Annotated in this window: 24 protein-coding genes and 3 tRNA genes; 19 read left to right on the top strand and 8 right to left on the bottom strand. The window is 70.9% G+C overall.

Features of this window, described 5'->3' with window-relative positions; translation table 11 throughout:
- Window positions 1–30: 30 nt before the first annotated feature.
- The 4 genes from dnaG to AB3M34_RS08485 all read left to right on the top strand — a co-directional run bounded on the left by dnaG (window position 31) and on the right by AB3M34_RS08485 (window position 3582).
- Window positions 31–1941, top strand: coding sequence for a DNA primase (dnaG, locus tag AB3M34_RS08470; RefSeq protein WP_370618986.1), 1911 nt, complete (start codon window positions 31–33; stop codon window positions 1939–1941).
- Window positions 1942–2049: 108 nt separating this feature from the next.
- Window positions 2050–2922, top strand: a complete 873-nt coding sequence (locus tag AB3M34_RS08475; RefSeq protein WP_370618988.1) for a sigma-70 family RNA polymerase sigma factor — start codon at window positions 2050–2052, stop codon at window positions 2920–2922.
- 7 nt (window positions 2923–2929) lie between these two features.
- On the top strand, window positions 2930–3448 hold the full coding sequence (locus tag AB3M34_RS08480; protein ID WP_370618990.1) for a hypothetical protein: 519 nt from the start codon (window positions 2930–2932) through the stop codon (window positions 3446–3448).
- A 61-nt stretch (window positions 3449–3509) separates the two neighbouring features.
- Window positions 3510–3582 (top strand) — tRNA-Asn (locus AB3M34_RS08485).
- A gap of 64 nt (window positions 3583–3646) precedes the next feature.
- Here the strand turns inward: AB3M34_RS08485 and AB3M34_RS08490 are convergent.
- Window positions 3647–4399 (bottom strand): PIG-L deacetylase family protein, encoded by a 753-nt coding sequence (locus AB3M34_RS08490; protein WP_370618992.1) that lies wholly within the window; start codon window positions 4397–4399, stop codon window positions 3647–3649.
- A gap of 66 nt (window positions 4400–4465) precedes the next feature.
- On the opposite strand from AB3M34_RS08490, the gene AB3M34_RS08495 reads away from it, so the two are divergent.
- The 3 genes from AB3M34_RS08495 (at window position 4466) to AB3M34_RS08505 (ending at window position 6112) form a co-directional block, all read left to right on the top strand.
- Window positions 4466–4540 (top strand) — tRNA-Ile (locus tag AB3M34_RS08495).
- A 91-nt stretch (window positions 4541–4631) separates the two neighbouring features.
- Window positions 4632–5771: a sugar phosphate isomerase/epimerase family protein gene (locus AB3M34_RS08500; protein ID WP_370618994.1), complete on the top strand. Its 1140-nt coding sequence runs from the start codon at window positions 4632–4634 to the stop codon at window positions 5769–5771.
- 62 nt (window positions 5772–5833) lie between these two features.
- Entirely contained in the window at window positions 5834–6112 is a 279-nt protein-coding gene (locus AB3M34_RS08505) for a hypothetical protein (RefSeq protein ID WP_370618996.1), read from the top strand.
- 18 nt (window positions 6113–6130) lie between these two features.
- On the opposite strand, the gene AB3M34_RS08510 is transcribed toward AB3M34_RS08505, so the two are convergent.
- The gene (locus AB3M34_RS08510; RefSeq protein WP_370618998.1) at window positions 6131–6796 is read right to left on the bottom strand and encodes an SDR family oxidoreductase; all 666 of its coding nucleotides are present in this window, start codon (window positions 6794–6796) and stop codon (window positions 6131–6133) included.
- A gap of 159 nt (window positions 6797–6955) precedes the next feature.
- Here AB3M34_RS08510 and AB3M34_RS08515 point away from each other — a divergent pair, with 159 nt between their 5' ends.
- Window positions 6956–7456 carry a DUF3145 domain-containing protein gene (locus AB3M34_RS08515; RefSeq protein WP_370619000.1) on the top strand — a complete coding sequence of 167 codons (501 nt, stop codon included), beginning with the start codon at window positions 6956–6958 and terminating at the stop codon, window positions 7454–7456.
- 23 nt (window positions 7457–7479) lie between these two features.
- Here AB3M34_RS08515 and AB3M34_RS08520 read toward each other — a convergent pair whose 3' ends face one another.
- Window positions 7480–8022 (bottom strand): hypothetical protein, encoded by a 543-nt coding sequence (locus AB3M34_RS08520; protein WP_370619001.1) that lies wholly within the window; start codon window positions 8020–8022, stop codon window positions 7480–7482.
- A gap of 406 nt (window positions 8023–8428) precedes the next feature.
- Window positions 8429–9622 (bottom strand): PucR family transcriptional regulator, encoded by a 1194-nt coding sequence (locus tag AB3M34_RS08525; RefSeq protein ID WP_370619003.1) that lies wholly within the window; start codon window positions 9620–9622, stop codon window positions 8429–8431.
- A 75-nt stretch (window positions 9623–9697) separates the two neighbouring features.
- Between AB3M34_RS08525 and AB3M34_RS08530 the strand changes: the two genes are divergently transcribed.
- Complete coding sequence (locus AB3M34_RS08530; protein ID WP_370619005.1) at window positions 9698–10699, top strand: alpha/beta fold hydrolase; 1002 nt, start codon at window positions 9698–9700, stop codon at window positions 10697–10699.
- 36 nt (window positions 10700–10735) lie between these two features.
- On the opposite strand, the gene AB3M34_RS08535 is transcribed toward AB3M34_RS08530, so the two are convergent.
- A complete protein-coding gene (locus AB3M34_RS08535; protein WP_370619007.1) occupies window positions 10736–11917 on the bottom strand; it encodes a phosphatase PAP2 family protein in 1182 nt (393 codons plus the stop codon).
- Between the two features lie 81 nt (window positions 11918–11998).
- Window positions 11999–14761 (bottom strand): pyruvate dehydrogenase (acetyl-transferring), homodimeric type, encoded by a 2763-nt coding sequence (gene aceE / locus AB3M34_RS08540; protein ID WP_370619009.1) that lies wholly within the window; start codon window positions 14759–14761, stop codon window positions 11999–12001.
- A gap of 255 nt (window positions 14762–15016) precedes the next feature.
- On the opposite strand from aceE, the gene AB3M34_RS08545 reads away from it, so the two are divergent.
- From AB3M34_RS08545 to AB3M34_RS08570, 6 genes are all read left to right on the top strand, one after another.
- Window positions 15017–15436, top strand: coding sequence for a DUF3052 domain-containing protein (locus AB3M34_RS08545; protein WP_370619010.1), 420 nt, complete (start codon window positions 15017–15019; stop codon window positions 15434–15436).
- Window positions 15437–15516: 80 nt separating this feature from the next.
- On the top strand, window positions 15517–17145 hold the full coding sequence (locus AB3M34_RS08550; RefSeq protein WP_370619012.1) for an AMP-binding protein: 1629 nt from the start codon (window positions 15517–15519) through the stop codon (window positions 17143–17145).
- An 8-nt stretch (window positions 17146–17153) separates the two neighbouring features.
- The gene (locus AB3M34_RS08555; RefSeq protein WP_370619014.1) at window positions 17154–17615 is read left to right on the top strand and encodes a peroxiredoxin; all 462 of its coding nucleotides are present in this window, start codon (window positions 17154–17156) and stop codon (window positions 17613–17615) included.
- Between the two features lie 179 nt (window positions 17616–17794).
- Window positions 17795–17869 (top strand) — tRNA-Val (locus AB3M34_RS08560).
- A 161-nt stretch (window positions 17870–18030) separates the two neighbouring features.
- Entirely contained in the window at window positions 18031–19578 is a 1548-nt protein-coding gene (locus AB3M34_RS08565; protein ID WP_370619016.1) for a hypothetical protein, read from the top strand.
- A gap of 10 nt (window positions 19579–19588) precedes the next feature.
- The gene (locus tag AB3M34_RS08570; RefSeq protein ID WP_370619018.1) at window positions 19589–20740 is read left to right on the top strand and encodes a Nif3-like dinuclear metal center hexameric protein; all 1152 of its coding nucleotides are present in this window, start codon (window positions 19589–19591) and stop codon (window positions 20738–20740) included.
- A gap of 51 nt (window positions 20741–20791) precedes the next feature.
- On the opposite strand, the gene AB3M34_RS08575 is transcribed toward AB3M34_RS08570, so the two are convergent.
- On the bottom strand, window positions 20792–20950 hold the full coding sequence (locus tag AB3M34_RS08575; RefSeq protein WP_370619020.1) for a hypothetical protein: 159 nt from the start codon (window positions 20948–20950) through the stop codon (window positions 20792–20794).
- Here AB3M34_RS08575 and AB3M34_RS08580 point away from each other — a divergent pair.
- The 3 genes from AB3M34_RS08580 (at window position 20906) to AB3M34_RS08590 (ending at window position 23749) form a co-directional block, all read left to right on the top strand.
- Window positions 20906–21550, top strand: a complete 645-nt coding sequence (locus AB3M34_RS08580; protein ID WP_422656404.1) for a zinc ribbon domain-containing protein — start codon at window positions 20906–20908, stop codon at window positions 21548–21550. The genes AB3M34_RS08575 and AB3M34_RS08580 overlap by 45 nt on opposite strands.
- A complete protein-coding gene (locus tag AB3M34_RS08585) occupies window positions 21547–22683 on the top strand; it encodes a bifunctional RNase H/acid phosphatase (RefSeq protein ID WP_370619023.1) in 1137 nt (378 codons plus the stop codon). The genes AB3M34_RS08580 and AB3M34_RS08585 overlap by 4 nt, the downstream gene beginning before the upstream one ends.
- Before the next feature lie 148 nt (window positions 22684–22831).
- A complete protein-coding gene (locus tag AB3M34_RS08590; RefSeq protein ID WP_370619025.1) occupies window positions 22832–23749 on the top strand; it encodes a DUF559 domain-containing protein in 918 nt (305 codons plus the stop codon).
- A gap of 94 nt (window positions 23750–23843) precedes the next feature.
- On the opposite strand, the gene AB3M34_RS08595 is transcribed toward AB3M34_RS08590, so the two are convergent.
- The gene (locus AB3M34_RS08595; protein ID WP_370619027.1) at window positions 23844–24605 is read right to left on the bottom strand and encodes a YaaA family protein; all 762 of its coding nucleotides are present in this window, start codon (window positions 24603–24605) and stop codon (window positions 23844–23846) included.
- A 77-nt stretch (window positions 24606–24682) separates the two neighbouring features.
- Between AB3M34_RS08595 and AB3M34_RS08600 the strand changes: the two genes are divergently transcribed.
- The gene (locus tag AB3M34_RS08600; protein ID WP_370619029.1) at window positions 24683–26122 is read left to right on the top strand and encodes an RNB domain-containing ribonuclease; all 1440 of its coding nucleotides are present in this window, start codon (window positions 24683–24685) and stop codon (window positions 26120–26122) included.
- The last annotated feature ends 2 nt before the right edge of the window (window positions 26123–26124 follow it).

Raw genomic sequence — 26124 nt, forward strand, 5'->3', positions numbered from 1 at the left:
CGTCTCGCGGGGCACCGTAGACTGCCCAGCGTGGCAGGCCGGATCCGCGAGGACGACATCGCAGCGGTGCGGGAGCGCGCGCGGATCGACGAGGTCGTCGAGCAGTACGTGACGCTCCGCAACGCGGGTGGGGGCTCCCGCAAGGGGCTGTGCCCGTTCCACGACGAGAAGTCGCCGTCGTTCAACGTCACACCGGCGCGCGGCATGTACTACTGCTTCGGGTGCGGCGAAGGCGGTGACGTCTTCACCTTCCTCCAGAAGATCGACCAGATCAGCTTCTCCGAGGCGGTCGAGCGTCTCGCCGCGAAGTACGCGATCACGCTGAACTACGTCGACGGACCCGCCGGTCCCCAGCGCGACTTCGCCCAGCGCGGGAGGCTCGTGTCGGCGAACGCCGCTGCGGCGGAGTTCTACCTCGACCAGCTCGCCACGGACCGGGTCGCCGTCACCGGTCGCCAGTTCCTCTCCGACCGCGGGTTCGGCCGCGACGCCGCCGAGAAGTTCGGCGTCGGCTTCGCGCCACGAGACGGCGAGGCGCTGTTCCGACACCTCAAGGGCCGTGGATTCGCCGAGGACGACCTGGTGGCCGCAGGCCTGGTCGCCCGCAACAGCCGCGGAGCGTACGACCGGTTCCGTGGCCGCCTGCTCTGGCCGATCCGCGACGCCTCCGGCGACGTCGTCGGCTTCGGCGCGCGGCGGCTGTTCGACGACGACCGAATCGAGGCCAAGTACCTCAACACCCCGGAGACGCCGCTCTACAAGAAGAGTCAGGTCCTCTACGGAGTCGATCTCGCGCGCAAGGCGATCTCCCAGTCCAGCCAGGCGGTCATCGTCGAGGGCTACACCGACGTGATGGCCTGCCACGAGTCCGGCGTCAGCACGGCGGTCGCCACCTGCGGCACGGCCTTCGGTGAGGACCACGGCCGGATCCTGCGGCGCCTGCTGCTCGACCACGAGGCCATGCGCGGCGAGGTCATCTTCACGTTCGACGGTGACGAGGCCGGCCAGAAGGCCGCGATGCGTGCGTTCGAGGGCGACGCGCAGTTCGTCGCCCAGACCTACGTCGCCGTCCAGCCCGACGGGCTCGACCCGTGCGACCTGCGGCTCCAGCAGGGCGACGCCGCCGTGCGCGAGCTCGTCGGCACGCGCATCCCGCTCTACCGCTTCGTGCTCAAGAACGTGGTCGCGCGGTACGACCTCGACCACGCCGACCAGCGTGTCGACGCGCTGCGTGCTGCGGTGGAGCTCGTGTCGTCCGTGCGTGACCAGGGCAAGGTCGAGCAGTTCGTGCGCGAGATCGCGAGCACGGTGGGCGTCGAGCTGGACGAGGTCAAGCGCGAGCTCGCCGCCGCGCGCCGGCGTCCGTCGCCACCGCCTAGGAACGCATCACGACCGTCGCGCACCGATGCTGTGACGACGGAGGTGCCGCCGCCGGACACACCGGCTGCCGAGCCCGTCCCGAGCCTCGGTGATGCTCGGTTCACCGACGAGCGGGAGCTGCTCAAGGTGCTCGTCCAGCAGCCGCACCTCGTGGCGCCGCACGCGGACGACCTCGACACCGACGACTTCACGCACCCGTACGCCGCGGCCGTGTGGGACGCCGCGACCGAGATCGGGCTGCCGGCGAAGCCCGACGAGGCCTGGGCCACCGGTGTCCGAGACCGGCTCGGTGACCCGCAGCTCCAGCGGGTGCTCGCGCAGCTCTCGGTCGACCCGCTCCGCGTGACCGGAGTGCCCACCAGCACGCTGGTCGGCGCACTCGTGGCGCGCGTCCAGGAGCTGACGATCCTGCGACGCATCGCCGAGGTCAAGTCCAAGCTCCAGCGGACGGACCCGGTCGAGGCAGCGACCGACTACAACCGCATGTTCGGCGACCTGCTCGCCCTCGAGCAGCAGCGGCGTCAGCTGCGCGAGAAGGCGATCGGCGGATCGCTCGCCTGACGCTCGATCGCGGGACGCGGTCGTCCACGTCGAGAGGCGACGGCGGCTTTCCCACAGGACGCGTCGGTCGTGCTGCACGCAGGTCGGCGCGATCCCGAGACTGGCCGCATGCTCGCTCAGACCGGCCCCGACCTCCTCCCGTCCACCGCGCCGCTGCTCTCCCTCGACGAAGAGCGTGCCCTTGCCACGACGTACGCCGAGGGGCGGCATGCCGCCGCCCAGCTCGCCGACGGTGGCGGCAGCGGTCCGGCTGCCGTCGTCGTGCTGCGCAGAGCGATCGAGCAGGGGGACGCCGCTCGCGCCTGCCTGATCCTGGCCCACGTCCGGCTCGTCACGTCGATCGCCAGGCACTACCGGGGGAGGGGGGTGGCGGAGGCTGATCTCGTCCAGGAGGGGATCGTCGGCCTGATCACCGCGGTCGACCGGTTCGATGCGAGCCACGGGGTGAGGTTGTCGAGCTACGCCGTCGCTTTCGTCCGCCGTCACGTCGCAGACGAGGTGAGCAGCCGGCGTACGGTGCGCCTTCCACCCAAGGCGGAGCGCGACGCCGTCGCGTGCCGTGAGGCGGCGGACACGCTCCAGCGCGCCACCGGACGGCACCCCTCGGCGGCGGAGATCGCGCAGCGGGTCGGCCTGACGGTGACGCTGGTCGAGCGTCTCCGTGCCGCCGACGCCTCGCCCCTGTCGCTCGCGGCAGCGGCTGCGCACGTCGATGTCGACGCTCAGTCCCCGCCGCGTGACTTCTGCAGCGGCGACTGCACGACCACGACCGTCCGCGATGCCGTCGCCACGCTCCCGTCGGACGAGCGTGACGTCGTCGAGCGCCGGTTCGGGCTGGACGGCGCGGGCAGTCGCGCTGCTCACGTCGTCGCCGACGAGCTCGGCCGGACCACCGCCTGGGTACGGCGCACGGAGCGACGTGCGCTGCGGTGGCTGCGAAGTCATCCGGCCGTGCTCGGCCTGCAGGCCGATGGCCGATGATGGACGCATGGGTCCTTCTCTGCCTCGCCAGGTCCGTCGCGACATCGCCCGCGAGTACGGCGAGCGGGTCCTCGCCTCGCAGCGCGACACCCAGGGCCGCTGGCAGGTGGGCACCGACGCGGCACTCCACCTCGACACCGGTGACGAACGTACGCGGCACGTCCCGTGGGAGACCGTCGAGACCCTGACGTGGGACGCCGACGCCTCGACGATCTCCGTGATGGTCGCCGACGGGCTGGAGGTCGTACGCACGGTCCTGGCGTTCGACGGTCCGGGGAGGCTGGTCGACCTCGCTCGCGAACGGGTCGACGCGAGCTTCGTCGCCCGCGCTCACGAGAAGGTCGAGGGTGGGCGGGGGACCGTCACGGTCGTCGCGCGGAGATCTCCGACCCGCACCGGTCCTGTCTCCTTCTCGTACGTGCTCGACCGTGGGCTGTCGTCAGACGATCCAGCGGTCCGCGAGGCGACCGCAAAGGCGCTTGCCATGGTCCGAGCAGACCTCGGTCTCGACGAGGCGCTGAGCTGACACCCCGGTTTGGGCAGCGAGGGTCCGGCTTGCTAGGCTAGCGACCGCGCCTTCGAGGCGGTCCCCTGTAGCTCAATTGGCAGAGCAGCCGGCTGTTAACCGGCAGGTTACTGGTTCGAGTCCAGTCGGGGGAGCAAGAAACAGCGGCCTGACCTGCGGAGACGTGCCTCCGCGAGTCGGGCCGCTCTCTCGTTCTCGTCAGTCCTCCGGGAATCCGAGCGAGAACACCTCGAACGACGTCGCGTAGCGCACGCCCATGCGTGAGCCGGTCGGCTCAGCCATGGTCGCGAGGAAGGCAGCCGGGTCGAAGTCCACCCAGCCGAGTCCGTCCAGGTAGGCCTCGTGGGCTCGCAGCGACTCGACGCCCGCGTCGAAGGTGTCGGTGATGTCGACGGCGTGCCGGGCGTCCGGCGAGCCGCTGACCCAGACCGCTCGCACGCCGCCCCACGGCTCGAGACCGGGTTCCGGAAAGACCCATCGGTTCCCCGCGTCGCGCACTGCGTCGAGGGTCGCCCTGCCGACCGCGATGTGGTCGGCCTGATTGAGGATGCCGTTCGGGAAGTACTGGTGGAAGTTGCCGGTGATCACGACGTCAGGGCGATGGACGCGGACCTCGCGGGCGATGGCCTGCCGCAGAGGAAGGCCGTACTCGAGGACGCCGTCGGCGAAGCCGAGGAAGTCGACCGTGTCGACGCCCACGACGCGAGCGGACTCGATCTCCTCGGCGGTCCGGACGGTGCGCGTCGTCTCGGGGTCCATGCCGTCGATGCCCGCCTCGCCGCTGGTGACCATGCAGTAGACCAGCCGTTTGCCCTGGTTCGTCCACCGCGCGACCGCGGCGGCGGCGCCGAACTCCATGTCGTCCGGGTGGGCGACGACGGCGAGGGCCGTCTCCCAGTCCTCGGCGAGGGGCGTCAGGGGCGGCGGCATCTCGGACTGCGCGGCGGTCATCTCGCGATCGTAGGCCGGATACTGCCTGGTTGTCGTGCGCGATGCCGCACTAGGCTGGCTCCGCCAGGGGCGGTAGCTCAGCCGGTCAGAGCAGCGGACTCATAATCCGTCAGGTCGTGGGTTCGAGCCCCACCCGCCCCACCCGGTCTGTGACGAAGTTCACGCAAGCGCTTGCGTAAGCGCTTTCGTCCGTCGTACGTTGAGCGGACTTCCCGTCACTCAAGGAGTCCTTGTGGAACGACGCCGTTTCCTCCAGACCGCCGCTGCCGCCGCCGCTGTCGCAGGCACCACCGCCGTCCCCGGCGGCATCGCCGAGGCCGTGCCGGCCCACCGCCCGCGACCTCGGCCTCCCCACATCACCTGGACGATCTTCTCCCGCCACCTCCAGTGGCTCACGACGCAGGCCTACGCCCACGAGCACCCGTACGAGACCGGCGTGCTCATCGGCGAGAAGGCCGCGGAGCTGGGCTACACGGCCGTCAACCTCACCGTCCGACGGACGGGTCACGTCGACCCGAGCCTCGTCGACGTCCGCACCCACCTGCCGTCCATGCTCGACGGGGTGCGCAGCACCGGAACGACGTGCTCCTTCATCACCACCGACATCGTCGACCACGAGACCCCGGTCGCCGAGCGCGAGGGGCAGCCGGTCCGTGCCGACGACATCCTCCGGGTCGCCCGCGACCAGGGGATCGACCTCTACCGCTGGGGCGGGTTCGCCTATCAGGTGCAGTCGGGTCCGGACGCGACCGACCCGCAGCCCTTCGGTGACGAGGTGCTCGCGCAGCTCGACGCCTTCCGCCGGCGGGTCCGTGGACTGGCTCGGCTCAACCGCCGCTACGGCACCACCGCCGCGTACCACACCCACACGACCAACGGCACGAACGCACGCTCGGTGTGGGACCTCATGCACATCCTGCGCGACTACGACCCCGACGAGCTCGCGATCAACTTCGACATCGGCCACATGACCAACGAGGGCACGCTCACCGCCTGGCGCACGAACGTCCGCTACGCGATGTCGCACATCAAGAGCGTCGGGCTCAAGGACACGCTCGTCGAACGAACCCCGACGGGCACGGTGCGATCGGTGTGGAAGCCTGCCGGCACCGGCATGGTGCAGTGGCGCGAGTTCTTCCAGCTGCTTCTCGAAGGCGGGTTCTCCGGCCCCGGAGAGACCCACTACGAGTACGACGTCGTCGGGCTCAACGGCCAGACCGCCGTGCTCAACACCACGTTCTGGGCGGACCATGCACAGTTCGCGTCGGGCAACCTGACTCCCGCGTTCATGACCGAGGAGCTGAAGAAGGATCTCGTCACCTATCGGGCGCAGGCCGCCGCAGCCGGCTGGAGGGCCGACCAGCTGACCTGACGCGGTCGCTCCTCGTGACATGCTGAGCACCAGTAGACCGACGATGCCACGGAGGACGTCGAATGACGATGCCGCAGGACCCGTTCGACGCGCCGCCGGGGACCGCGGTCGTCTATGCGGTCTCCGGAGCCAGCACAAGCATCGCGGAGGCGATGGCCGAGGTCGCCCACCGTCTGCAGGAGATCGCGGCGGGCGAGGGCGGTGCTCCGATACTCGCCGTCAGCCACCAGGTGACCGTGGTCAGCGCCGGCGATGACGAGGCCGGCATGAAGGTCGCCTTCACGGGAAAGTCCCGGTCGCGCGAGTATGTCGTCTCGGCGATGGCGACGATCGGCGTCTGACGCCGGGCCGACCCCCGTTCAGGCGATCGGGCCCGGCTCCAGGTCTCGGAGAGCGGCTGCGATCTCGACGTCGCCGCCGACGACCTCGAACGTGGTCCGCACGGTGCTCGGCTGCGCCAGTGTCTCGGCGATGACGGCTGCGACGTCCGCCCGCGGGACGGATCCACGCCCGACGTCGTCGCCCAGCGTGACCCTGCCTGTCGCCGGGTCGTTCGTGAGCGCGCCAGGCCGCACGATTGTCCAGTCGAGGCCGCTCTCGCGCACCGCGTCGTCCGCTGCGCCCTTCGCCGCCAGGTAGACCTCGAACACGTCGTCGCTGTTCGCGTCACCACGACCGGCGCCCATCGAGGACACCATGACGTACCGGTACGCCCCGGCGAGCTGGGCCCCGGCTGCGAGCAGGATGGCGCCGTCCCGGTCGACGGTCAGCTTGCGTGCGGCCCCCGATCCTGGACCCGCTCCGGCAGCGAACACCGCCGCGTCGCAGCCTGAGAGGGTCTCCGCGACCTGGGTGGCGCTCGCCGACTCGAGGTCGAGCACGACGGGCACGGCGCCGGTCGCGCGGACGTCGTCAGCGTGCTCCGGCCGACGGATCAGGCTCACCACCTCGTGTCCGTCTGCGGTGAGCTGGGACGAGAGGAGCAGGGCGATCTTGCCGTGTCCTCCTGCGATGGCGACCTTCACGAGATCGATCTCCTTCGGTGGGCTTCTTTCACGATCCTTCCACGTCGATCGCCTCGAGCCACACCAACCGTGGTGCGGAGAGCCGCTGATGTTGCACAATGGGAGCAGTGCCTGCGTTCGAGGACGTTGGGGAAGGCGGATCTCGATCCAGGAGGCACTATGAGCAACGCCACCCGGGGCGTCCTGTACGTCCACTCCGCACCGTCGGCGCTCTGCCCCCACGTCGAGTGGGCGGTCGCCGGCGTGCTTGGTGTGCCCGCATCACTGCCGTGGACCCCCCAGCCGGCTGAGCCCGGCACCTACCGTGCCGAGGTCGCGTGGCAGGGGACGGTGGGCCTGGGTGCCACGCTGGCCTCTGCGGTCCGAGGCTGGGACCGGCTCCGCTTCGAGGTGACGGAGGAGCCCAGTGCGCGCTCCGAGGGGGCGCGCTACTCGTCGACACCCTCGCTCGGGATCTTCCACGCGAGCATCGGCGTCAACGGGGACATCATGGTCCCCGAGGACCGCCTCAAGGCGGCGATGGCGAAGGCGGCACTCGGGGGTGCGGTCCTCGAGGACGAGATCGCGCTGCTGCTCGGGCGTCCGTGGGACGACGAGCTCGAGGCGTTCCGGTACGCCGGCGACGGGGCTCCTGTGCGCTGGCTGAACCAGGTGGGTTGAGGTGCGTCCTCAACCGACCGGCATCAGCTGATCTCGACGGTTGCGACCGGCGACGAGAAGCCTTCGCCCACCGCGCGGAAGTCCCACCTGCCGGTGCGCCCCGTGACGATCCAGGTCGAGAACTTGCCGCCCTTGCGCGTCTGGGTGGTCACAGGGAAGTCGCTCCAGCCGCCGGTCTCGTCCTTGCGCTGGATCTGCAGCGTGGCACCGGCGCCGAGCCCGGGCGCGCGGCCGGTGAACTCGATGCGGTCGCCGGCGTTCACGCTGGCCTGGGCCGCCGTGAACGCGGCAGCCTTCTGCTTGGGGCTCGCCGGCGGTGGCGTGGTCGTGGTCGGTGCTGTGGTCGGATCGCCGGTGGCAGGCTCGTCCTCGGCGTCGGTCGTCGGCGCGCTGGTCGCGGGGCTCGGCACCGCCTCCGGGTCGAATCCGAGCGACCGCATCGCCGAGGCGCCTGCGAAGCCCATCAGGAGGCCGATGGCGGCACCGGCCACCACGAGACCGAGCACGATCTTGACCGCGAGGCGGTTGCGCGCGCCGTCAGCGGTCTCTTTGCTCAGGTCCAGCAAGGCCCCTCCTCGGTGGTCGGCCTCCATCATGACAAATGACCCCTGACGGGACAGATGTGCGGGGGGCAGAGCGCCGGGTGGGCGGCGGGTGCCGAGATCGCGGCACCGGCCTCGCGCGCGGGAGGGGTGCGCCGGCCGCTCCCAGCTGGGAGCGGCCGACGCACTCGCAAGGGCGACCCCCGAACGCCCCTGCGAGGGCTGTGCTCAGCGCGCGGTTCGTCGCGATCGGCTTCCGACGGTCCTGCTCCGATCCGCGTAGGTCGGACCCCGGCCGGTGCGGCGGGAGATCGTCCGTCGTCGTCGATCGCGATGGCGCATCGCGGGCACGAGACCAAGAGTGCCTGGCGGAACAGACCAACCACGAAGCGGACCCGGCTCAAAAACGTGGCCGGTGATTGTGGGGTTCCTACAAAGACGGCGGTCGACGTTCGTCGGCGGGAGGCGTCAGCAGCTCACCGAGCGTGAGCCCGACGCGCAGCGTGTAGGCGCCCCTGGCCTGGAGCGCGTCGAGCCCGGTCGCCTCCCGGATCTTCCGCAACCGGTAGCGCACGGTGTTGGGGTGCACGAAGAGCATGCGGGCCGTTGCCTCGACCGACGCGCCGAGCTCGAAGAACGTCGTGAGCGTGGCTCGCAACGTGGGGTCGGACGAGGAGATGCGGGTGTGGACGGTGTCGACGAGCGTACGACGCGCGTGGCCGTCACCCGCGAGAGCGCGTTCGACGAGCAGGTCCTCGGCGAGGACAGGTCGGGGCGCAGCGGGCCAACCGCGGGACGCGCGCAGACCGGCGAGCGCCGCCCGCGCCGAGCTGTGAGCCTGAGCGATGTTGGAGACCGCGGGACCGATGACCACGGGCCCGTCCCCGAACGCGCCCACGACGGCCGCTCCCGCGCTCTCCGGATCGGCGACGCCGCCGAGGACGACCACCAGACGCTCGAGCTGGACCGAGGTCAGGGTCGGGAACCGGGCTGCGCGTGCGCGGCGACGCACGCCTTCGATGACGCCGTCGCCGCTGGACGCGGGGTCGTGCGGCGCGGTGCCGACCAGGACGACCACACCGTCCTCGGCCTCCCAGCCGAGAGCGGCAGCGCGCGACCGGATGACCTCGTCGGGCTCGCCGCGGACCACGGCGTCGACGACGAGCGCTTCCATGCGCGCGTCCCACTGGCCCCGCGACTCAGCGGCTCGCGCGTACACGTCTGCGGTCGCGAAGGCGACCTCCCGTGCGTACGCGGAGACCGCCCGTCGTACCTCGATGACCTCGTCCGGCGTGAAGAGGACGTCGATGTGGCGCTCGATCACCTCGATGGTCGTCTTCACCATCGCCACCGTCTGCTGCAGCGTGACGTGGCGGGTCAGGTCACGGGGGGCCGCCCCGAAGACCGAGGCGGTGACGTCCAGCGGCGCGGCTCCCGTCCGCAGCCACTGCGCGCACTGGGCGATCCCGGCGTGGGCGACCAGAGAGATCCACGACCGGTGCTCGGCCTCGAGCTCGTTGAACCAGGCGAACTCGCGCTCCATGGTCGTGATCGCGGCGGTCGTCAGGTCGCCGGACGCCTTGTCCAGCACCTGCGCGTAGCCGTCGTGTGTCCGGGAGGTCACATCGCCCAGGGTAGGTGCAGCGCGGTTCGCCGGCCGATATCCTGTGCCGAAGTCCTGAGGAGGAGCGCGTGACCGATGGGTGACCAGATCCTCGACGAACGGAGCCTCGACGGGCTCGAGACGCGGTTCGTGACGCTCCACGGCCACCGCCGCGCGTACCGGATGCTCGGCAGCGGGCCGGCGGTCCTGCTGCTGCACGGGCTGGGCTGCGACTCGTCGACGTGGCTGGGCGTCGCCGGGCAGCTCGCCGAGCGGTTCACCGTCGTCGCGCCCGACTTCCTGGGTCACGGCGAGTCGGACCGGCCGCGGGCCGACTACTCGCTGGGTGGTTACGCGAACGCGATGCGCGACCTGCTGACGTACCTCGAGATCGAGCGGGTCACCGTCGTCGGGCACAGCCTCGGCGGGGGAGTGGCGATGCAGTTCGCCTACCAGTACCCCGAGCGCACGGAGCGCATCTGTCTGGTCGCACCCGGAGGGCTCGGCGGCGACGTGTCACCGCTGATCCGCCTCCTCACGGTGCCTGGTGCAGCGCTCGGTCTTGCTGCCGCCACGCTCGCACCTCTGCGGTTCCCCGTCCGCACGGCGCTGCGCGCCCTCGCACGGACGGGCCTGCCGCACACCCGGGACCTCGGCGAGGCCGCCGACGTCTACGCGCTGCTGTGCGACGCCGACGCGCGGTCGGCGGTGCTCGCCGTCACCAGCCATGCCGTGGACTGGCGCGGCCAGCGGATCACCATGAACGACCGCGCCTACCTCGCCGAGGTGATCCCGCTCTGCCTGGTCTGGGGCGTCGCGGACAGCGTGATCCCGGCTCGCCACGCGCTCGCGGCGCAGCGCCGCTCACCGCACACGGTGGTCGAGCTGTTCCCGGACTGCGGCCACTTCCCGCACAAGGACGCACCGGAGCTGTTCGTCGAGGTGTTCACACGGTTCGTGGAGTCAGCGCCGCCGGCGACGTTCCGACCACGCCGGTGGCGTTCGGTCCTGAGGAACGGCGCACGCGTCGACGGATCCCAGGACTCCATCGAGGCTGCGGCGGCCGTCGTGGATCTCAGGAGCGGCGCCGCGGGGTGACGGCTGCCGAGTGACGCTGCGGGACGGGTCAGCGGGTCAGGCCGCGGTGGTCGCGTCCGTCGCGGCGGCTGACTTCGCGGCACGCAGCTCGGCCTTGCGCTTCTTGCGGTAGCCCCAGTTGCCGGTGACGGCGGCTCCGATCGCGATGGACAGGACCGCGATGATGGCGCCGCCCACGTCGTCGGCGAGGTAGTGCCAGCCGAAGTAGATCGTCGCGAGGACCGTGCCGAGGAAGTAGACCCACAGCCCGCGCATCAGCCACTTGTTGAGCCCGACGATCGCGAAGAACAGGCAGGCGGTGAGCACGACGGAGACGTGCAGCGAGGCGAAGCCGGCGATGCCGTGGATCTTCTCGGTGGCCCACGGGCTGCTCAGCACGTCGTAGCGGGCATGGGCGAGAGATCGCTGCAGAGCCGCCACGCCGCTGTCGTCGGGCAGGTCGGCGAACAGCGACTGGTTGGCGAACACCGGGCCGAGGGTCGGGATCATGTAGTAGCTCGCGACGCCGAGGATCCAGTTGAGGCTGAGCGCGGTGGCGTACCAGGCGCCGAGCGAGACGTCGCGGTTCAGGACGAGGAGCGCGGCCAGCGAGACCGGCACGAGCATCAGGTAGGAGACGTAGATCGTCGACAGGATGAGCGCGATGAACCCCGTGCCGAGCACGTCGTGGAGCACGAGCGCCGGGTAGTGCCCGAAGAACAGGAAGTGGTCGAGCTTCATGAGGTCGGCGTCGTGGAGGACGTCCTCACGCACGATCGGCAGGAAGCTCTTGAGGTTGCGGTAGCTGACGTACGAGACGTAGAAGGCGATGAGGCCGAGGGCGGCGTGGCCGAGCCGGCTCCAGCTCCACTCCGTGCGGACGATCGTGACCGCTCGCGACCAGAGGCCACGGAAGCTCTTGGTCTGCAGGAACGCCTGGACCGCAAGGCCGCCGCCGATGAAGAGGAGTCCGAGCGCGGGCAGCCGGACGTACGCGGGGCCGAGGAATCCCTCGGGGTCGCGCAGCGGCAGGTCGAGGTAGTACGAGGCCCAGACCGTGAACACGCCCACCGCGATGGAGAAGACGAGCAGGAACGTGTACGGCCAGCGCAGGACGCGCGACCAGGCCGACCGTGGCGCGGCCGGGGGGCTCTCGGGCTTCTCGATCACCGTGGGTGCAGACATGGTCCCGGATCCGCTCGAGGCAGCGTTCAGTGTCACGTCGTCGCGGGGATCCATAACCTACATTCTAGAGGACGAGGGGTGAACGCCCGGGAAACGTTCTTCCGCTGGGCGCTCACCCCTGCTCCAGGGCCTGTATCAGGCGTCTCCGCCCTCCTGGGGGACACCGGCGACGGCGGTCGGGTCGTCGACCTGGAACCGGGCGTACGCCTCGGCTGCGATCTCCGGCTTGACCTCTCCCGCCGCGGCGAGCGACTCGAGGACGCCCACCACGATGGATGCCGTGTCGATCTGGAAGAAGCGGCGGGCGGCGGCGCGGGTGTCCGCGAAGCCGAACCCGTCCGCACCCAGCGAGGTCCACGCCTGCGGCACCCACCGTGCGATCTGGTCGGGCACGGCGCGCATGTAGTCGCTGACCGCCACGACCGGGCCGCTGGCGTCGGCGAGAGCGCGGGTGACGTACGGCTGGACGACGTCGCTGCCGGGAGCGTTGAACGTGGCACGCTCAGCCGCCTCGGCGTCGCGGGCCAGCTCGTTCCACGACGTGACGGACCACACGTGCGCTCGGACGTCGTACTCCTCGGCGAGGATCCGCTGCGCCTCCACGGCCCACGGCACCGCGACACCGGAGGCGAGGATCTGCGCCTGGGGGGAGTCGCCTCCGCGCGCGGGTGCCTCGCTGTAGCGGTACATGCCCTTGAGCAGCGCGTCGACGTCCAGGTCCTCGGGCTCGGCCGGCTGGACGACCGGCTCGTTGTAGACCGTCAGGTAGTAGAAGACGGGCTCGCCCTGCGGGTGCTCCTCGGTCGCGCCGTACATCCGCCGCATGCCGTCCTTGACGATGTGGCTGATCTCGAACCCGAACGCCGGGTCGTAGTGGATCGCCGCGGGGTTGGTGCGGGCCAGCAGCGGCGAGTGTCCGTCCGCGTGCTGGAGGCCCTCGCCCGTGAGCGTCGTACGGCCTGCCGTGGCGCCGACGAGGAAGCCCTTCGACAGCTGGTCGGCCATCGCCCACAGCGAGTCGCCGGTGCGCTGGAAGCCGAACATCGAGTAGAAGATGTAGACCGGGATCATCGGCTCGCCGTGGGTGGCGTACGCCGAGCCCGCGGCCGTCATCGACGCGACCGCGCCGGCCTCGCTGATGCCCTCGTGGAGGAGCTGGCCGGCGGTCGACTCCTTGTAGGCGAGAAGGATCTTGCGGTCCACCGACTCGTACGACTGACCGTGCGGGTTGTAGACCTTCGCGGTCGGGAACATCGAGTCCATGCCGAACGTCCGGAACTCGTCCGGTGCGATCGGGACGATGCGCGAGCCGACGCCCTTGTCCCGCATCAGGTTCCGGAGAAGGCGCACGAAGGCCATCGTGGTCGCGATCGCCTGGGTGCCCGAGCCGCCTCGCAGCTCCGCGTACGTCTCGTCCGCGGGCAGCTCCAACGGCTTCGCGCGGACGACGCGCTTGGGCAGCGAACCACCCAGCTGGCGACGACGCTCGCGCATGTAGTGCATCTCGTCGGAGTCCTCGCCGGGGTGGTAGAACGGCGCGATGTCGGACCCGTCGATGTCCTCGTCGCTGATCGGCAGGTGCAGCCGGTCACGGAACTTCTTGAGGTCGGCCTTCGTGAGCTTCTTCATCTGGTGGGTCGCGTTGCGGCCCTCCAGGGCGTCGATCGTCCAGCCCTTGATCGTCTGGGCCAGGATCACCGTCGGCTGCCCGGTGTGCTTCATCGCGGCCTCGAACGCGGCGTACACCTTGCGGTAGTCGTGACCACCGCGCGGGAGCTTGGAGATCTGGTCGTCGGTGAGGTGCTCGACCATCTTGAGGAGCCGCGGGTCGGCACCGAAGAAGTGGTCGCGCGTGTAGTCGCCGTCCTCGATCGAGTACGTCTGGAACTGACCGTCGGGCGTGCGGTTCATCTGGTTGACGAGGACCCCGTCGACGTCGCGGGCGAGCAGGTCGTCCCACTCGCGGCCCCAGATCACCTTGATGACGTTCCAGCCGGCACCGCGGAACGTCGACTCGAGCTCCTGGATGATCTTGCCGTTGCCGCGGACGGGCCCGTCGAGCTGCTGGAGGTTGCAGTTGATGACGAACGTGAGGTTGTCGAGCTCCTCGCGGGCCGCGAGGCCGATCGCGCCGAGGGACTCCGGCTCGCCCATCTCGCCGTCGCCGAGGAATGCCCAGACCCGCTGCTCGCTGGTGTCCTTGATGCCACGGTTCTGGAGGTAGCGGTTGAAGCGCGCCTGGTAGATCGAGTTGAGCGCGGCGAGCCCCATCGAGACCGTCGGGAACTCCCAGAAGTCGGGCATCAGTCGCGGGTGCGGGTACGAGGAGAGGCCCTGGCCCGTCCCGTGGCTGACCTCCTGGCGGAACCGGTCGAGCTGGTCCTCGTTCAGGCGGCCCTCCAAGTACGCGCGGGCGTAGATGCCGGGGGAGGCGTGGCCCTGGATGAAGACCTGGTCTCCGCCACCGGGGTGGTCCTTGCCGCGGAAGAAGTGGTTGAAGCCGACCTCGTACAGGCTCGCCGCCGACTGGTACGTGGCGATGTGGCCGCCGACGCCGAGACCGGGGCGGTTGGCGCGCGACACCATCACCGCGGCGTTCCAGCGGATGTAGGCGCGGATGCGGCGCTCGATGTCCTCGTCGCCGGGGAACCAGGGCTCACGCTCCGGCGGGATCGAGTTGATGTAGTCGGTGCTGGTGAGCGCGGGGACCCCGACCTGCTTCTCGCGGGCCCGCTCGAGCAGGCGGAGCATCACGTAACGTGCGCGGCCGCGTCCGCGTTCGTCGACCATCTCGTCGAACGACTCCAGCCATTCGGTGGTCTCGTCCGGGTCGATGTCGGGGAGCTGAGACGGGAGGCCCTCGTGGATGACGGGGGGCCGCTCGGGTGACTGAGCCACTTCTCGAATCCTTCTCTCGCACAGATCGCCGTCGCGACGGGTGTGCGCGGCAGCGGCGTTCGACGGCGTCGGGGTACGTAGCCGTCGGTCCTTCCTCCAGTCTCCCACTGCGTGAAAGTACCCGCGAGTAGCCACGGTCCCGCCGGCACGGAACCCTCGATGGGGCGCGCTCACTGCCACCGACGCGCCGGGAGCCGCTAGTGTGTGGCGCCTAGGCACGAGGACGCCTGGGCAAGCACATACGAGGAGGCATCGGTGAGCGCCACCGCGCACGACGCGGACCGTCCGGGGCAGGGCGACCGTCTGGGTTTCAAGCCCGACATGGTGGTCCAGGAGCTCGGATGGGACGAGGACGTCGATGACGTGCTCCGCGAGGCGATCGAGGATCGCATCGGCAGCGAGATGGTCGACGGCGACTACGGCGAGGTCGTGGACGGGGTCGTCCTCTGGTGGCGGGAGGGCGATGGCGATCTCGCCGACGCCCTGATGGACTCGCTCCAGGATCTCGTCGAGGGCGGCACGGTCTGGTTGATGACCCCGAAGGTGGGTCGGCCGGGGTACGTCGACAACGCAGACATCGCCGAGGCGGCGCCGATCGCGGGGCTGTCGACCACGACGACGGCGTCCGCGGGGTCCGACTGGGCGGCGACGAGGCTGTCGACCCACAAGCGCTGACCGCAGCGGACGGGGCCCGCGTCCAGATGTAACTCATGGTTACAATGCTGGGCATCGCGTCGCCCACCCTGAGGTCTGTCATGAACCACGCTCTTCGCGGCCCCGGCCACCACCGTGCCGGTGCCGCTGTGCTGTCCCTGGCGACGCTCGCCACGTCCGGCGTCGTCCGTCCGTACGGCCCCCGCGCCCTCGGCGGTGTCGGTCGCGCGCTCGTCCGCTGGGGCACCGGCCTCGCCGGCGGATACGCCTCGCTCGCCGCCCGGAGCCCGAGCGGCATCGCGATCGACGACGAGCTCGGGTCGATCACCTTCAGCGACCTCGGGGCGCAGGCCAACGCTCTCGCACGGGCGCTGGCCGAGCTCGGCGTGGGTGAGGGCGACGGCGTCGCTCTGATGGCGCGCAACCACCGGTGGTTCATCATCACCGCGATCGCCGTCGGCCGGCTGGGTGCCGACGTCCTCTACCTCAACACCGCCTTCTCCGGTCCGCAGACCCGCGAGCTGCTCGAGCGGGAGAAGCCTCGCGTCCTCGTCCACGATCAGGAGTTCGCCGACGTCGTGGAGGGCGCGCCGGCGGACGTGGCGCGGATCATCGCCTGGGAGGAGACGCCCGGCCACCGGCGTACGCTCGCCGCGCTCGTCGCGTCGCAGTCCGGCGAGGAGCTCCGGCCGCCCAGCCGCGAGGGCCACTCCGTGATCCTGACGTCCGGCACGACCGGCGCACCGAAGGGTGCGAGCCGCGGGTCCGGGTCGCTGTCGGCCGGTGCCGCGCTCCTGTCCCGCATCCCGCTGCGCGGCGGCATGCGGGTCCACATCGCAGCGCCGCTGTTCCACACCTGGGGATGGGGTCATCTCAACCTCGCGATGCTGCTCGGGTCCACGCTGGTGCTCCGGCGCCGCTACGAGCCGCGCGACTTCCTGAGCACCCTCGCGCAGCAGCGCTGCCAGGCGGCCGTCGTGATCCCCGTGATGCTGCAGCGCGCCCTCCAGCTCCCGAGGGCCGAGCTCGACGCGTACGACCTGAGTGCCCTGAAGATCGTCGCGGCGAGCGGGTCGGCGCTGCCGGGCGACCTGGCGACGGCGTGGATGGACCAGTTCGGCGACAACCTCTACAACACCTACGGATCCACCGAGTGCGCGTGGGTGACGATCGCGCAGCCGGCCGAGATGCGTGCCCGTCCGGGGACTGCCGGCGCGCCGCCGATCGGCACCGTCGTCGCGCTGTACGACGCCGAGGGTCGGCCGTCGACCACCGGTCAGGGGCGGATCTTCGTCCGCAACGGCCTCCCGTTCGAGGGCTACACGAACGGGACCGGCAAGGAGGTCGTCGACGGGATGATGTCGACCGGTGACGTGGGGTCGATCCGCGACGGGCTGCTCTTCGTCGACGGGCGTGACGACGACATGATCGTCTCCGGCGGCGAGAACGTGTACCCGCAGGAGGTCGAGGACTGCCTCGCGCGGCACACGTCGGTCCTCGAGGTGGCCGTGGTGGGAGTCGACGACGAGGCGTACGGCCAGCGGCTGGTCGCGTGGGTCGCGCTGCGCGAGGGCGCGACCGCCTCGGAGGACGATCTCAAGGCCCACGTCAAGGCGCACCTCGCTCGGTACAAGGTTCCGCGCGAAGTAGGCTTCGTGGACGAGCTGCCGCGCAATGCGACCGGCAAGGTCCTGAAGCGCCGGCTGACCCCCACCGACGAGAGCGAGTGACTCCCTCCATGACGATCGAGATCGGCACCGAAGCGCCCGACTTCACCCTCAAGAACCAGCACGGCGAGGACGTGACGCTGTCCGGCCTCCGCGGCAAGAAGACCCTGCTCGTGTTCTACCCGTTCGCGTTCAGCGGAGTCTGCACCGGCGAGCTGTGCGAGATCCGCGACAACCTCGCGGCGTTCAACGAGCTCGGCGCCGAGGTCCTCGCGATCTCCTGCGACCCGATGTTCGCGCTCCGCGCCTTCGCCGAGAAGGACGGTCTGACCTTCTCCCTGCTCGCCGACTTCTGGCCGCACGGGGCGGTCGCGTCGGCGTACGGCGTCTTCGACGAGGCGCGCGGTTGCGCGCTGCGCGGCAGCTTCCTGATCGACGAGGAGGGTGTCGTGCGGTGGAAGGTCGAGAACGGTCTGCCCGACGCGCGCGAGCTGAAGTCGTACCTGGGTGCGCTCGAGGAAATCTCTGCATGACCCTCCCGCGCAGAGCGTGATCTGTGCAAGACTGAACACGCGTGGCCGCTGGTGACCCGAGACGCCAGCGGCCACGTCTTTGCCTTCTGCTGTCCCTCTCGATCCGGCCCCTGCCGCCCGATCGAGACGTCCTCATCCGATAGGGTGAGGCGCCGTATCCCGTCCTCCGGGACGTTTCCGGGCGTATAGCTCAGCGGTAGAGCACCTCGCTTACAACGAGGCGGTCGGGGGTTCGATCCCCTCTGCGCCCACCACTCCTCAGCATCCCGTTCGTCGGCCCGAAACGACGATGCGACTGTCGCCCTGCGCGGATAGGCTCGTCACGGACCTTCGGTGACATCAACGACATCTCGGACGAGATGGAGCACGAGAGGATCGACGGGCGCGTCGTGATCGAGCACTGAGCACCGAGGTCGTGCAGTCAACGCGTCGCCGGGGCGCCTCCGCACCTCGCGCCGTCGTGCGGTGGGTCGAGTCGGGACGCGGCTCGGTCCTCCTGGGCGTGCTCGCGCTCATGACGCTGTTCCGGTTGCCGTACGTGTGGGCGCCGCTGTCGTCCGACGAGGGTGGCTTCCTTCTGGTCGCGCACCAGTGGGGGGCGACCGACGGTTCCCTCTACGGCAACCAGTGGGTCGACCGGCCGCCGGGCCTCCTCCTCGTCTTCCGTGCCGCTGACGTGCTCTCCGAAGCGCTCGGGGACCGCGTGGCCCTGCGCCTGGTCGCGCTCCTTCTCGCGGCCGTCGCGGTCGTCGCCGCGTGGTTCGCCGGCCGCACCCTCGGTGGTGCTCGCGGGGCGGTCGCGGCAGCGCTGGTGGTGACGGCGCTGACGTCCACCCCGATGTTCAGCGGTCCACGCCTGATGACCGCACTGCCGGGAGTCACGCTCGTCGCGGTCAGCGTCGCGCTGGCGCTCGCCGCGACGTACGAGGCCAGGACGGCTCGCGCACAGGTGTTGCTGGCCGCTGCGGCCGGGGCCGCCGGTGCCTCGGCCCTGCTGATGAAGCAGAACTTCGCCGACGGCATCGTGTTCGCCGCCGTCCTGTGGGTCGTGGCCGGCGCGCGTGGTCGCCGTCTGGTCCTTCCGGGCGTCGCCGGAGCAGCCGTTCCATTGCTGCTCACGCTGTGGTGGGCTGCGACAGGGCCCGGCGTCGGCACGCTGTGGGAGGCGCTGTTCGGCTTCCGAGAGGAGGCCCTGTCGGTGATCCTCTCCTCGAGCACGGTCGCCCCGGCCGAGCGCGCGCTCGTGTTCGGTCTCGCGATCCTCGCCAGCGGCGCAGCGCTGCTGGCCGGCGTCACGGTGTGGGCCATCGTCCGCGAGCGTCGTCGCGCGGCCGCCATCGCGACGCTGGCGCTGCTCGGGTGGGCGGTCTTCGGCATCGCCGGCGGCGGCTCCTGGTGGCGCCACTACGCGCTGCAGCTCGCCGTCCCGCTGGCGCTGGGCGCAGCGCTCGCGATGCGGTCCGGGCTGATCCGCACGGTGAGGGTCGCGGTCTCACTCGCGCTCGCGGCGACCCTGGTGGCGGTCGCGTGGCTGGCGCCGGCGGCGGTGCGCGACTGGCCGTCGAGCGGCACCGCCGCGGGGGAGTGGATCCATGACCACGCCCGACCGGGAGACTCCGGGCTCGTCGCGTACGGGTCTCCCCAGGTGCTGCGCGTCGGCGGCCTCTTCGCTCCGTACGAGTACTCGTGGAGCCTTCCGATCCGCGTACGCGACCCCGACCTCGTCCAGATGACGGCGGTGCTGTCGGGCGCCGATGCTCCCGAGTGGCTCGTCGAGATGGGCTCGTTCACCTGGTGGGGCATCGACACGGCCGCGTTCCGTGAGGTCGTCGCCACCCGCTACCGCGAGGTCGCCGATGTGTGCGGCCACCACATCTACCTCCGGATCGACGTCCGTCGCGATCTCGAGGGCCTGACTGAGTGGTGCCCCGACCTCTACGGGCGCACGACGGGGTCGTCGTAGGCTGGCGCTCGTGAGCGACCTGCGCGTGCGTGACGTCATCGACCTCCTCGACTCGTGGTACCCGCAGCACCACGCCGACTCCTGGGACGCCGTCGGCACCTCGGTCGGCGACCCGAGCGCCCCCCTGCGACGGATCCTGCTCGCCGTCGACCCGGTGCAGGCCGTCGTCGACGAGGCGGTGGCGTCCGAGGCGGAGCTGGTCGTCACCCACCACCCGCTGATGCTCAAGGGCGTGCACTCGGTCGCCGCGACGACGCCCAAGGGACGGGTGGTCACCGACCTCGTCCGACACGGGATCACGCTCCACACCTGCCACACCAACGCCGACTCGCCGGAGCTCGGCGTGTCCGACTCGCTCGCCCGCGCGCTGGGGCTCGTCGATGTCGCACCGCTCGACCCGGACGCTGCCGACCCGCTCGACGCATGGGTCGTGTACGCCCCGCGGTCCGACGCCGAGGCCGTGGCCGCCGCGATGCACGGGGTGGGAGCAGGAGCCGTCGGTGACTACGACCGCTGCCAGTTCGTGAGCGACGGCACGGGCTCGTTCCGTCCGGGCGGCGGCGCGACTCCGGCCATCGGCGGCGTCGGTGAGGTCGAGCGCGTCGACGAGGCCCGCATCGAGATGGTCGCGGCGCGCGCTCTCCGTGGCGAGGTCCTCGCGGCCGTACGCTCGGCCCACCCGTACGAGGAGGTCGCGTACACCGTCACCGAGATCGCCGCCGTGCCTGAGCACGACCGAGGCAGCGGCCGCGTCGGGTCGCTGCCGACGCCGACGACGCTCACGGAGTTCGTCGCCCAGGTGGTCCGTGCGCTGCCGACCAACCACAGCGCCGCCCGCGTCGCCGGTGACCCCGAGGCCCGTGTGAGCAGGGTCGCGGTGTGCGGCGGGTCCGGCGACTTCCTGCTCGATCGGGCCCGGGCGAGCGGCGTCGACGTGTACGTGACCTCCGACCTGCGGCACCATCCGGTCTCGGAGCTGCGCGAGCAGCCGGGAGCACCTGCGGTGGTCGACGTGCCGCACTGGGCGGCGGAGTGGACGTGGCTCCCGGTGCTCGCCGACCGGCTGCGCGGCTGGCTCGACTCCCGAGGGAGTACGGTTCAGGTCCAGGTGTCCGGCCTCGTCACCGACCCGTGGACGTCGCACCTCGGGTGGTCGAAGTAATACGGTGGATCCGGTCATGTCCAGCGGTACGCACGCAGTCGTCCGTACCCGTCAGAGGAGCCCACGCTGAAAGCCGACCCGTTCGACCAGCTCGCCCTGCTCGAGGTCCAGGCCATCGACTCGCAGCTCGCCCAGCTCGCGCACCGTCGCCGGTCGCTGCCACAGGTGGCGGTCCTCGCCGAGCTGCGTGCGGAGCGGGAGGCGGTGCACGCGCGCAGCGTCCAGGCTCAGACCAAGGTCGCCGACCTGACCGCCGACCAGACGAAGGCCGATCGCGAGGTCGCCTCGGTGCGCGCCCGTCGTGACCGCGACCAGACCCGGCTCGACTCCGGGCAGGTGACCAACCCCAAGGACCTCCAGAACATCCAGCACGAGATCGTCGCGCTCGACCGTCGCATCGCCTCGCTCGAGGACGACGAGCTCGAGGTGATGGAGGAGCTCGAGGGCGCCCAGTCCGAGCTGGCCGTGGCCACCGACGCGCTGGCGTCGCTCGACGCACGGATCGCCGACGAGCTCGCCGGGCTCGAGGTCGCGACCGCCGAGCTCGACGCGTCGGCCGAAGCCCTGCGCGCCGAGCGTGGCCCTACCGTCGAGCGCGTGTCCGAGCCGCTGCTCCAGCTCTACGCGAAGGTCCGGGAGAGCCACGGAGGCGTGGGCGCTGCGGCGCTGCGGCACAAGCGGTGCGAGGGATGCCGGCTGGAGATCAACGGGGCCGACCTCCGTGAGATCGCCGCCACGCCGTCGGACCAGGTGCTGCGGTGCCCGGAGTGCAACCGCATCCTCGTGCGGACCGGCGAGTCAGGTCTGTGAGCACGCCGCGACGAGTGATCGTCGAGGCGGACGGCGGGTCGCGGGGCAACCCGGGACCCGCGGCGTACGGCGCCGTGCTCCGTGACGCCGACTCCGGTGCCGTGATCGCCCAGCGGGCGGAGACGATCGGTGTCGCGACCAACAACGTCGCCGAGTACTCAGGTCTGATCGCCGGTCTCGAGCTCGTGGCGCAGCACGCGCCGGAGGCCGAGGTCGAGGTCAAGATGGACTCCAAGCTCGTCATCGAGCAGATGGCCGGGCGCTGGAAGGTCAAGCACCCCGCCATGAAGCCGCTCGCCGCCCAGGCCCGCGAGCTCGCACCCGCCGACGTCACGTGGACCTGGATCCCTCGCGAGCGCAACACCGCCGCCGACGCGCTCCTCAACGCGGCGCTGGATGCGGCGCGCGGTGGTGCGGCCGTGCCTGCACCCGTGGCGTCGGTGGCTCCGGAGGCGGAGCCGGCGCCGCGAGCGGAGCCAGGTGCTCGGAACCCGATGATCGGCTGGCGCGACCCGTTGGCGGATCCGCCGACCACGCTCACGCTCGTACGCCACGGAGCGACCGACAACACGATCGCCAAGGTCTTCTGCGGAGCGGGCGGCTCGGATCCCGGGCTGAACGACGAAGGCCGGGCGCAGGCCGGTCGCGCGGCAGCGTACGTCGCCGTCGAGGGTGCGGACGTCGTCGTGACGTCACCGCTGCGCCGGTGCCGTGAGACGGCGGAGACCATCGCCGAGGCGCTCGGCCTCGAGGTCGCCGTCGACGGCGGGCTCGTCGAGACGGAGTTCGGCGACTGGGACGGACTGACGTTCGCCCAGGTCAAGGAACGCGACGCCGCGGCGCTCGATGCGTGGCTCGAGTCGACCGCGGTCGCTCCGCCCGGCGGGGAGTCGTACGACGAGGTCTTCGCGCGCGTGCAGCGTCTCCAGCGCCGCCTCGTCGCGGCGTACGGCGGGAAGCGCGTCGTCCTCGTGAGTCACGTGACGCCGATCAAGATGTTCGTCCGGCTCGCGCTCGACGCCCCGATGCCGGTGATCCATCGCCTCGAGCTCCAGCCCGCGTCGGTGAGCACGGTGCGGATCTGGCCGGACGGCATCGCGACGCTTCGCGCGTACGACGTCGTCCCCGGCTGACCTCCCGCCCGTCCCGTCCCCGATTTGCGCAGTTGATCCAGGAATCCCCAGCACGAATCTTTGATCAACAGCCCAAATCGGGGACGAGATATCCCCAGACTGCCGACCGCGATGGCTCGCGCACCTGTGGAGGACCCACCTTGCGGCCATGAAACCCATCCCCGTGGTCCTTCGCGAGGGCCCGTTCACCACGGCAACGGCACGTGCGGTCGGCTTTCGGCCACAGGACCTCCAGGGCAAGCGCTTTCGACAGCTCTTTCGCGGCGTCTACGTCGTCACCGATCTGCCGATGACGTTCGAGCTCCTGCTCCGCGCGGCGCTGCTCCTGCTCCCCGACGACACGATCGCCAGCCACCTGACAGCACTGAGGCTCTGGGGTCTCGACGTCCGTCGCCCGCTCCCGCTGCACTTCTCGACGAACACGACCGCTCAGGTCCGACGCGACGGCATCCGCCTGCACCGGCGTCGGGGGAGGCTGCGGGCGTACGTCCGCGAACGCATCGCGTGCACCGGGCCGGACCGGACCTACGTCGACTGCGCCACCATCGTGAACCTTGTCGAGCTCGTCCAGGCCGCCGAGCATCTCGTCCATGTCGGACACACGACACCGGCCACGCTGCGGACGTACCTCGAGCAGTGCCACATCGACGGAGTCGTACGCGCGCGGCGGGCGTTCGCGTACGTCCGTGAACGGGCGGAGTCTCCGATGGAGACCCTCGTACGACTGGCGCTGGTGTTCGCACGGCTTCCTGACCCGGACTGCAATCCGGACCTCTTCGACACGGGTGGTCGGTTCGTCGCAAGGGGCGATCTCGTCTACTGGCGCTACCTGGTGATCGTCGAGTACGACGGCGCGTGGCACGAGCGCTCCAAGAAGCAGCGCGCCCGTGACCGGACGCGCCGTGAGGCGTTGGAGAAGCTCGGATGGACCATCATCGTCGTGCTGGAGGACGACCTCGCGAACAAGAAGGCGATCGTGTGGCGGGTCTACGGGGCGCTGCGCGACAACGGGTACGACGGCCCGCGTCCGCACTTCAACGCGATGTGGACCCGTTGGTTCGCCTGAGTGCTGGGGCCTTCGCGCGGATTTGTGCAGCTGCACAAGGAATCCGGTCCGCAGTTCGTTGACCAACTGCACAAATCGGGGACGGGGCGCGCGCTCAGATCTCGGCGACCACGACGTCGAGGCGGCTGCCGTGCTCCTCGACGGTCCAGCCGAGGTCGCGCAGCGCCTCCGCGAGGGCACTGACCGTGCGCGGCGACGCGCCATCGGCCAGCAGTGCCCGCACGATCCGACCCTTGGTGGCCTTGTTGAAGTGGCTCACGACGGTACGGCGCCCGCCGGCCTCGTGCAGCACCCGGACCGTTGCGATCCGGTTCCTGGGCCCGGTCGGCTTCCACAGCGCGGCGTACGTCGACGAGCGCAGGTCGACGAGAAGCCCCGAACCCCGAGCCTCCTCGACCACGGGGCCGAGCTGGTCACGCCACTGGCTCGCGATCGTGCCGAGCCCGGGCAGCGTCAGGTGGCCCGACAACCGGTACGCCGGGATCCGGTCGGCGGGACGCAGGAGGCCGAAGAGTGCGCTCGCGAACGCCAGCGACCGGCTCGCGCGCCGCCTCGCCGCGGCATCGAGCGTGTCGAGGTCGAGCGCCGCGTACAGGACACCGTCGTAGACCGCGTCCGCACGCGCGGTCGGCTGAGTCCACAGGGCAGCATCCCGGTCGATCGCGTCGGCCTGCGTCGGACCGAGGCCGAGCACGTCGGCGGCCTTGTCCCGGTCGAGGGTGCACAGCGCGACGAGCTCCTCGCCGATGCGACGCCGCGTCTGAGTCAGCGCGGGGAACGCCAGCGCGTCGAGATCGAGGGGGCGACCCCGCCGCGGGACGGACTTGCCTTCGGACGGGGGGAGGAGGACGAGCACGCAGCGATCCTACGGAGCGTACGGCGGGTCGTCCGCGTCGACCTGCGGCGGCGCCGCGCTTCTCTAGGGTGGACGGCATGAGCCGCGCCTACTTCTCGATCGCCCCCGACGCCGTGCCCGCGCTCGAAGGACGGATCGACGCGATCGCCGACGAGCTCGAGGTCGGCACCGGCTTCTCGCCGGAGGTGCTCGCGGAGGCGGGGACCGCCGCCGGCACGGTCGAGCTGCCCGACCTCGACCGGACCGACCTGCCCCTGCTCACGATCGACCCGCCCGGAGCGAAGGATCTCGACCAGGCGATGTTCATCGAGCGCAGCGGCGACGGCTGGACCGTGCACTACGCGATCGCGGACGTCGGGTCGTACGTCCGCCCCGGCGGTGCGATCGACGCCGAGGCGCACCGCCGCGGCCAGACGCTGTACGCACCGTCGCGCCGGATCCCGCTGCACCCGCCGGCCCTCTCGGAGGACGCGGCGAGCCTGCTGCCCGACGTCGTTCGCTCGGCGGTCCTGTGGTCGATCGACCTCGACGCGGAGGGGCGTCAGCGCGACGTCCGCGTCGAGCGTGCGCGCGTCCGGAGCACGGCGCAGCTCGACTACGAGGGGGTCCAGGCCCAGGTCGACGCCGGCGCCGGCCCGGAGACGCTGACGCTGCTGCGCGAGGTGGGGGAGCGCCGGAAGGACCGGGAGGTCGAGCGAGGTGGCGTGAGCCTGCCGCTGCCGAGCCAGGAGATCGAGCGGGACGCCGACGGGTCCTGGTCGCTGTCGTACCGCAAGCTCGTGCCCTCCGAGAGCTGGAACGAGCAGATCTCGTTGCTGACGGGGATGGCGGCCGCTGGCCTGATGCTCGAGGCGAAGGTCGGGATCGTACGCACGCTGCCGCCTGCCGACGAGCGCAGCCTGCGCCGGTTGCGGCGTGCCGCACGCGGGCTCGGGATCAGCTGGCCCGCCGAGATGCCCTATCCAGAGCTCGTCCGGTCGCTCGACCCGACGCAGCCCCACCACCTGGCCATGCTGGACGCGTGCACCGGGCTGCTGCGTGGTGCCGGGTACGCCACGTTCGACGGTGACGTCCCCGAGGACGCCGAGCACAGCGCCATCGCCGCGCCGTACGCTCACGCGACCGCACCGCTGCGGCGGCTCGCGGACCGCTACGTCAGTGAGGTGTGCCTCGCCGTGAGCGGTGGCTCCGCGGTGCCGGACTGGGCGCGCGACGGGCTCGCGCTGCTCCCTGAGGTGATGGCCGCGACCGGGCGGGTTGCGTCGAAGTTCGACCGTGCGGTGCTCGACCTCGTGGAGGCCGTCGCACTGTCCGACGCCGTCGGCCAGACGTTCAGCGGGGTCGTGATCGATGCCGACGACAAGGACGCCGCAAAGGGGTCGGTGCTGCTCGACGAGCCCGCCGTGGAGGCCAGGGTCGTCGGTACGGCGCCGCTCCCGCTCGGCGAGCTCGTGCACGTGACGCTCGAGCGAGCGGACGTCGACGCGCGGACCGTCGAGTTCCGGTGGAACGGCTGAAG

Source organism: Mumia sp. Pv4-285, from assembly GCF_041320275.1.
Taxonomy (GTDB): Bacteria; Actinomycetota; Actinomycetes; order Propionibacteriales; family Nocardioidaceae; genus Mumia; species Mumia qirimensis.